We start from the raw sequence: 2,441 nt of genomic DNA, 5'->3' as shown, positions 1-2,441 counted from the left end.
ATACTAAGAAATGGGTTAAATAAAATGTTAATTGATTCTTATCAAGAAAGAGCATGAAATTAATCTAAATACACAAAATATTTTTCACTCCCAAATAAATAACCATAATTATCTTTTTTTATAGTACTTTTAAACATTTTATCACCTCTTATATTTAAAATTCCTTTGAACAAATTTATACAAAAGTCCACTTTTTACCTTTGCTTCAACATGTTAAATTAATTTTCATTATTTATTTTACCTGTACAACCCTTATAATAGTTCATATTAGGTTGTACAGGTAATTTTTTAGTCTACCTTTATATCAGGATAGGCATTCTTAACATCTTTTTTAAATTGATTTATAGCATCTCCCTTACTTTTCTTTCCATCTACATACAATCCTACAGCATTGCCAAAAAATGTGTTGATATTTGCATCATATTTTGTAATAACCGACGCATCTATATATTGTGCTTCTTTACTTAAAACTTTATAATAATTTTGACCTCCCAAAAACGGTTCTTTAAATGAATCAGAATTTGCAAATTCTTTTATTATTGGAACATAACTTATAAAGTCACCTTTATCTTTAACATATTGTCTCAAATAATCTTCATTAGACGTAACAAACTTCACAAATTGCCACGCCAAATCTTTCTTTTGGCTTTTTGAATATATTCCAAACCATGTTCCGCCACCCCACAAGTGCGCTGGACCAGTTGCTAAAGCCCAATCACCACTTGTTTTTGGAGCATTAACCTTCAAAACAAACTGCAACCCCCAACTAGGTATAAAATATCCAAATACAGTACCCTGTGCCATTGAAGCCGCCCATGCTGGCGTCCAAGAATTTATCTTGGCCTCTATATTATTATCTCTTGCTTCTTTTGCCAAATCAAAAACTTTCATCATTTCAGGATCAATAAAAAGTGTATTATCTTTTACCCACGGATTTTTTCGTATAGCATACTGCAAAGATTGTAAATCTCCCCAGTTAGCTAATAAATGTATTTTCCCACCACTTTCCTGATATATTTTTTTGCCCATATCAAATAACCCACTCATTGTACTCATCATTTGTGAAATTTTGTCAGGATCATCTGTACCAAAATATTTCTTTGCCAAACTTCTTCTATACCAAAAACCACCTGGTGTAGCTTGCCATGAAAGAGCTCTTATATTGCCCTTCTCGTCACTTCCCAATTTAACTACATATGGTACCATATTTGCTGCTATTTTATCTGCATTATAAGGTGGAGCTGACAAATTTTCCCAATAATCTGTTTCACTCCAAATTTTAACAAACTGAATTTCTCCACTAAATACATCAGGTACACCTACACCTGCTTGTAAAACTGATTTCATTTTGGTTATATAATCATTAAATGGCATCTGTGTAAATTGTACTTTAATATTTGGATAAACTTTATTAAACTTTTCTATCATATATTTGGGTTCATCAGTAAACGACCATAAAACAATTGTTCCTTTATAATCTTCAGGATTTTTCTCCGCTAAATTAGATGCTCGTGTTTTTCCTGCCGAATTAGCTGTGCTAGAATTAGTTCTTGAAGAACAACCTGTTACCATTGAAGCAATCATAAATATCATTAACAAAAGTGTAATAATTTTTCTTTTAGATAACATTTTAGAATTACCCCCTTTTCAATATAATTTTAATTTAAATTTAATAAAATTGATGCGCGTTCATCTGTGAAGTTTCGTACGAAAAATATGAATATTCGCTGTAAAACACTCATATTACAATCGAAATAGAGTAAAACTTAGAATAAAATTATTGTTTGACATTGTATTGCTTAGCTTGTATAATATCATTGGTTTTAGTTTGTCTAACTTTATTACACGTATGGTGGTGTAAAATTACTTTACAAAATATTTTTATATATCAATAATCACCTCCTAACGACTTATCGCTTAAATACAATTTATTAGTTAATTCTTTGTTACGCTTTGTTAATTAATAATTTCCTCCTTTCTTCTTGTTTTAAATGTCTTTTTAAAGAAACTTTAATAAGTTGCTAGTATTAGTTTAACTCTTTATAAAAACATTTTCAAAGTCCAAATTCGTTCAAATTCGTCGAATATTCGCTGTTTTTTTTTTTTCTGAATATTACTCACGTTTTCTCACTCTTTCTCCATTTTTCGCCTATATATGTTTAAAATGCCTTTATTCCCATATCAAACGCTATCATGTTTTTATACATTTACGTATCTCAATGTTTCCTTTTTCTCATAACCGTCTTTCTTTTTTTGTCAACTTTATCAAACGGCAGAATGCTAACACCTCAAACTCAAAAAAGTATATAAAGGTATGCATAATAGAAATGCCCTGGAAAAATCAAAGTGACATCCTCTCTCCACCGAGGTGGAGAGCATCCCCAGATCAAGCACCTTCTGTATCGTTCTCGGCCTATGGGGTTTGCCATAGATGCATTACC

The 2,441-nt window shown here is 30.7% G+C and carries 1 protein-coding gene; it reads right to left on the bottom strand.

The window, feature by feature from the left end:
* Window positions 1-288: 288 nt before the first annotated feature.
* Entirely contained in the window at window positions 289-1,629 is a 1,341-nt protein-coding gene (locus tag BUB87_RS13800; RefSeq protein WP_073346655.1) for an ABC transporter substrate-binding protein, read from the bottom strand.
* Window positions 1,630-2,441 lie beyond the last annotated feature (812 nt).

The sequence above is a fragment of the Caldanaerobius fijiensis DSM 17918 genome (assembly GCF_900129075.1).
Taxonomy (GTDB): domain Bacteria; phylum Bacillota; class Thermoanaerobacteria; order Thermoanaerobacterales; family Caldanaerobiaceae; genus Caldanaerobius; species Caldanaerobius fijiensis.
This window is presented reverse-complemented; position numbering and strand designations above follow the sequence as displayed.

Bases quoted from the DNA above. Each gene is read 5' to 3' on its own strand.
- BUB87_RS13800 (WP_073346655.1), bottom strand. From the start codon at position 1,629: ATGTTATCTAAAAGAAAAATTATTACACTTTTGTTAATGATATTTATG.